Origin of the sequence: Kineococcus siccus (genome assembly GCF_009906795.1) — a bacterium.
GTDB classification, from domain to species: Bacteria; Actinomycetota; Actinomycetes; order Actinomycetales; family Kineococcaceae; genus Kineococcus; species Kineococcus siccus.
The window spans coordinates 1-4,118 of sequence record NZ_JAAALN010000292.1; the positions used below are offsets into that span (position 1 = coordinate 1).

General features: G+C 76.0%; 6 protein-coding genes. 2 read left to right on the forward strand and 4 right to left on the reverse strand.

Annotated features, from left to right (window positions below; genetic code table 11):
- Positions 1-7: 7 nt before the first annotated feature.
- Complete coding sequence (locus GTR02_RS20260) at positions 8-859, reverse strand: phytanoyl-CoA dioxygenase family protein (RefSeq protein WP_166609290.1); 852 nt, start codon at positions 857-859, stop codon at positions 8-10.
- A 143-nt stretch (positions 860-1,002) separates the two neighbouring features.
- On the opposite strand from GTR02_RS20260, the gene GTR02_RS20265 reads away from it, so the two are divergent.
- Positions 1,003-1,827: a helix-turn-helix transcriptional regulator gene (locus GTR02_RS20265; protein WP_166609286.1), complete on the forward strand. Its 825-nt coding sequence runs from the start codon at positions 1,003-1,005 to the stop codon at positions 1,825-1,827.
- 9 nt (positions 1,828-1,836) lie between these two features.
- On the opposite strand, the gene GTR02_RS20270 is transcribed toward GTR02_RS20265, so the two are convergent.
- The 3 genes from GTR02_RS20270 to GTR02_RS20280 all read right to left on the reverse strand — a co-directional run bounded on the left by GTR02_RS20270 (position 1,837) and on the right by GTR02_RS20280 (position 3,243).
- On the reverse strand, positions 1,837-2,370 hold the full coding sequence (locus tag GTR02_RS20270) for a DUF2029 domain-containing protein (protein WP_166609287.1): 534 nt from the start codon (positions 2,368-2,370) through the stop codon (positions 1,837-1,839).
- Entirely contained in the window at positions 2,367-2,627 is a 261-nt protein-coding gene (locus tag GTR02_RS20275) for a helix-turn-helix transcriptional regulator (protein ID WP_166609288.1), read from the reverse strand. The genes GTR02_RS20270 and GTR02_RS20275 overlap by 4 nt, the downstream gene beginning before the upstream one ends.
- A 97-nt stretch (positions 2,628-2,724) precedes the next feature.
- Positions 2,725-3,243 carry a MarR family transcriptional regulator gene (locus GTR02_RS20280; RefSeq protein ID WP_166609289.1) on the reverse strand — a complete coding sequence of 173 codons (519 nt, stop codon included), beginning with the start codon at positions 3,241-3,243 and terminating at the stop codon, positions 2,725-2,727.
- Positions 3,244-3,382: 139 nt separating this feature from the next.
- On the opposite strand from GTR02_RS20280, the gene GTR02_RS20285 reads away from it, so the two are divergent.
- A partial coding sequence (locus GTR02_RS20285; protein ID WP_205709705.1) for a hypothetical protein occupies positions 3,383-4,118 on the forward strand: 736 nt, incomplete at its 3' end.

The window sequence follows — 4,118 nt, forward strand, 5'->3', positions numbered from 1 at the left end:
CCGGGGCTCAGTGCAGGCCCCAGCCGTCGGCCGGGTGGTGGGCGCCGAGCCGCACGTCGGTCGCGCCGGGCGCGATGAAGCTCGGCACGAGCGTCTCGCGGGTCAGGTAGTAGTCGATGTCGAAGTCCTGGTCGCCCGTCAGCGTGCGCCAGAGCTTCGCGCGGTTCACCAGCTCCAGCCGGCCCTCGTTGGCGTTGGTCCAGCCAAAGCGGGCCGTGAGCTCGGCCCGGACGCCGGGCGCGTCGATGTCGTCGGTGTTCCACAGCCGCAGCTGCCGCACGGTCGGGTTGAACCTGATCTTGAACATGTAGCGGGGCACGTCGGAGTCGTTGCGGCGCCCGCCGTGCCAGATGCCGTGGTGCAGGAACACCACGGTGCCCGCGGGGCACGTGAGCCGGGTCTGGCCCGCCAGGTTCTGGTAGCGGCCGATGCCGGTCTGGTTGATGCGGCGCAGGTGGGTGCCGGGCACGCTGAGCGTGCCGCCCTGGTCGAGCGTCACCTCGCGCGGGTAGTACATGAGCTGCGCGTCGAAGGCGGTCGTGCGGGTGTCGAGGATCGCGTCGCCGTGCATGTTCTGCGCCTCGCCGCCGCGCGGCGGGCGCACGTGCACGGCGTGGTGGTCGACGGTCGGGCCGGGCCCGACCAGGCTCTGGATCGCTCCGGCCACGGCGGGCAGCGAGATCAGCTCGCGCGCGAAGGAACCCGCGGGGAACGCGATGTCGAGCGGCGTGCCGTAGGGGTGGTGGGGGATGCCCTCGTCGAGCACCGCCACGGCGCGCTCGTTGAGGGCCTGCGGCACGACGGCCTCGAGCGCGAAGCTGCCGTGCGAGACGAAGTGCGCCATCTCCACGGACGTCATGAGGTCCTTGCGGTCGACCAGGGTCGTCACGGGGTGCTCCTGTCGTTCCTCGGCGGCAGGGGCGTCCCCTGCCCGTCCACCGTGCCGCGCCGCGACGGGCCGTGTCGTGGTCGCGGCCGCGCATGCACTGGTAGAAAACCGGCATGACCGTCGCCCCGGGGCCCGCCGCGACGGTCCCGCTCGACGTCGCCGCGCCGCCCGAGGTCGTCAACCAGGGCCGGGCCACGCACGGCGTGCTGCGCTCCGAGGACGTGTTCCAGCTGCCCGAGCTGTGGTCGCTGCACCTGTACGGCTACGCCGCGGAGCTGGAGGTCGACGGTGTCGTGCACACCGTCACGCCCGGCAGCGTCTCCCTCGTCGCGCCGGCGTCGGTGATCCGGTACCGCTACCGCGGTCCGTCCCAGCACCTCTACGCCCACCTGCGGGCGCCCCGGCTCGGCCCCGGGGCGGCGTCGGGGCTGTCGGTCCTCATGCACCCCGGCGCGGACCTCCCGCGCATCGCGGAGCTGATGGAGTCGGCCGTCGCCTCGGCCGTGGCCCGGCCCGCGCGCACCCGGGCGGACGTCTGGACGGTCCTGCTCCGCCTCGCCGACCGGGTGGGGCCGGACCCGGTGCGGCCCGCCGGGGGACCGGCGCTCGACTACGTCGCGGCGACCGTCTCCCTCGTCGAGTCCCGGCTCGCGGAACCCCTGACCGTCCGCGACATCGCTGCGGCCGTGGGCGTCTCACCCGGGCACCTCACCCGGGTGTTCTCCGCGGCCACCGGTGAGACCGTGGTCGGGCACCTGCGACGGCGCCGCGTCGAGCACGCGCGGCACCTGCTCACCCGCAGCACCATGTCGATCGCCGCGGTCGCGGCCTCGGTGGGCATCCCCGACCTGCAGGCCTTCAACAAGACGTGCCGCGCGGTGACGGGGTCCTCGCCCCGCGGGCTGCGCGCCGGCGGCACCCCCGCCGGCGACGGCTGACCGGACGGCTCAGGGGGTCGCGCTGCGCCGGCGGGCCCGCGCGGACACGAGCAGCGCGGCGACCGCGAACCCCGTCCCGGCCGCGGCGCCCACGAGGAAGGAGTTCGGCAGGGTGCCCGGCACGGCGTGCACGAGGCCGAGCAGGAACGCGGCGAGCAGCAGCAGGTAGGGGACCAGGCGGGGCGTGAACACCCGTGCGGGCGCCTCGACGTCGACGCCGAGCCGGCGCGCGTAGGAGAGGGTCACGCCGCTCACGACGCCGACGACGGCGAACATCGTCAGGGCGTAGGGGAGTGCCGCCCGGCCGCCGATCCAGACCATGGCCGCCGCGGCGGCCGTCCCCAGCCAGAGCACGAGCTGCAGCCCGACGGCCGACGCCTCGTTCCACACGTCTCGCTGCCGCTCCTCGCGGTAGAAGGGGCTCGCCAGGTCCCCGACGCGGGCGGCGGCGCGCAGGAACCAGTCGTCGTCGGACGTGCGGACGGTGTCGCCCGGCGGGTCGCCCGGGAGGTCGCCGGGCAGGTCGTCGCGGTGGTCGGTCACGAGTGCACCTCCGTGTCGTGGGGACGGTCCGCAGCGGCCGCGGGGCCGTCGCCGAAGAGGTCCTCGACGCTGCGGCCCAGGTGGGCGGCGAGGGCGAGGGCCAGGTAGACCGACGGGGCGTAGTTCCCGGCCTCGACGGCCACCACGGTCTGGCGGGTGACGTCGACGGCCGCCGCGAGCTCGGCCTGCGTGAGGCCGAGCTCCGTGCGGGCCGCGCGGACGCGGTTGGCGCGTCCCGCGGCGGACGTCCGTCCCATGCGAGGAGTGTCAAGGTTACCGGACACGGTGTCAAGGCAACTGGACATCGGCTCCGCGTCATCGGTCGGTGCGGGACCGCGCAGCCGGGGCGCCGGGTCAGGGTGTGGCGGACCCCGGGTCGCCCCCGTCCACGCCGCCGGCCAGGAACGCGCCGTGCTCGGCCAGGGCCCGGCCGGTCGCCGCCAGGAAGCGCCGCACGACGGCCAGCTCGGCGGGGCCGAAGTCGTCCATCACGGCGTGGCTTCGCGCCTCGACGGGCGCGGTGAAGGAGTCGGCCAGGGCCGAGCCCGCGGGCGTCGACTCCAGGAGGACCTTGCGGCGGTCCTGCGGATCGCGCACCCGGCGCACGTGACCGGCGCGCTCGAGGCGGTCCACCACCGCGGTGACCGAGCCGGACGTGAGGCCCAGCGCGCGCGCGAGCGCACCGGCCGTCATCGGGTCCGCCTGCTCCTGGGCCCGGAGGACCCGGGTGAGCGCCTGCACGTCGGTGGGGTGCATGCCGTGGCGCGCGACGAAGGCCGCCGTCACCCGCGTGCCCTCGGTCACCAGCTCCTGCGTCAGCCGCACCACGTCGTCACGGACCCGTCCGTCGTCGGTGTTGCCGTCGTCGACCACGCCGCCTACTCTCTTGGTCGTCAAGATGTTCGGTCGCCAAGCTATCCGTCACCGCCCCCGCACGCCGCCGGCCCGCCACCCTCGCAGGCCGTGCCCGGCGGCGGGTCCGGACGCCGGACCCGACCCGCGAGGAGCACACGTGTCGACGACCACCGCCCCGGTGCGCGTCTGGCGAGGACTGCTCGTCTGGCTGCACGTCGTCGCCGCCGTGACCTGGTTGAGCCAGGCGCTGACCCTGCTGGTGCTGCTGAGCCTGAGCGCCGCCGCCCCCGCGGGGGAGTTCAAGGTCGCGACCGCGGAGGTCGCGGAGCTGCTGGACCTGAAGCTGCTGGGGACGTCGGCCATCGCCGCCGCGTCGACGGGCCTCGGCCTCGCGGCCGTCACCGCGTGGGGCTTCTCCCACCACCGGTGGGTCGCCACCAAGGTCGTCCTCACGCTGCTGCAGGTCCTCACCGGGACCCTGGTGGTGGCCGGGGCCCTGCCCGAGGTCGTCGCCGCCGCCCGGGCCGGCACCGACGGGCCCGCCGTCTCCAGCGCCGTCGCGGTGGGGCTCGTGGCGGGCGCCCTGGCCTTCCAGGTGTGGCTGTCGGTGGCGAAGCCGTGGGGCCGCACCGCGCGCGGACGGCGGGCCCAGCAGCAGGAACCGGGGACCCGGCGGGGCGTGCCGGCGCGGCCGACCGCGGCGCCGGCGCCCGTCGTCGCCACGGTGTTCGCGGCGGCCCTGCTCGACGTCCCGCTGGCCCTGACCCTCGGCGCCCCGCTGCCCGCCTTCTCCCTGCCCGCCCTGCTGCTCGCCCTCGCCGCGCGCCGGCGCCGGCGCGCGGCGAGGGCGAGCAGCAGGGCGGGCAGGGAGAAGGCGGGCAGCGGGGCGCCGA

Bases quoted from the DNA above. Each gene is read 5' to 3' on its own strand.
- GTR02_RS20260 (WP_166609290.1), bottom strand. From the start codon at position 859: ATGACGTCCGTGGAGATGGCGCACTTCGTCTCGCACGGCAGCTTCGCG.
- GTR02_RS20265 (WP_166609286.1), top strand. From the start codon at position 1,003: ATGACCGTCGCCCCGGGGCCCGCCGCGACGGTCCCGCTCGACGTCGCC.
- GTR02_RS20275 (WP_166609288.1), bottom strand. From the start codon at position 2,627: ATGGGACGGACGTCCGCCGCGGGACGCGCCAACCGCGTCCGCGCGGCC.